Genomic DNA, 411 nt, shown 5'->3' on the forward strand with positions numbered 1-411 from the left:
GGATTGGGTGTTGGTACACGATGCGGCGCGGCCGAACCTGAGCCGCGATGACCTCGACAAACTGCTGGCTGAGCTGGCTGACGACCCGGTCGGCGGCCTGCTGGCCGTGCCGGCCCGCGATACGCTCAAGCGCGTCGACAAACACGGCCGTGTGGTAGAGACCGTCGACCGCAGCCTGATCTGGCAAGCCTACACGCCGCAGATGTTCCGCCTCGGAGCCCTGCACCGCGCGTTGGCCGACAGCTTGGTGGCGGATGCGGTGATTACCGATGAAGCCTCGGCGATGGAATGGTCGGGTCAGGCGCCGCGCCTGATTGAAGGGCGCTCGGACAATATCAAAGTCACCCGGGCGGAAGATCTCGAGTGGTTGCGGTTGCGGTGGGTTAACCGACAGTAGTCAGTTGCACCGAG

At 64.7% G+C, this 411-nt stretch carries 1 protein-coding gene; it reads left to right on the forward strand.

Translation table 11 applies throughout. The annotated features are described in order from the left end of the window. On the forward strand, window positions 1-397 hold a 397-nt coding region (locus tag SOP95_RS31845; RefSeq protein ID WP_323609565.1), incomplete at its 5' end, for a 2-C-methyl-D-erythritol 4-phosphate cytidylyltransferase. Window positions 398-411 lie beyond the last annotated feature (14 nt).

It is taken from the genome of Pseudomonas sp. YuFO8, assembly GCF_035065025.1.
Classification (GTDB): Bacteria; Pseudomonadota; Gammaproteobacteria; order Pseudomonadales; family Pseudomonadaceae; genus Aquipseudomonas; species Aquipseudomonas putida_AE.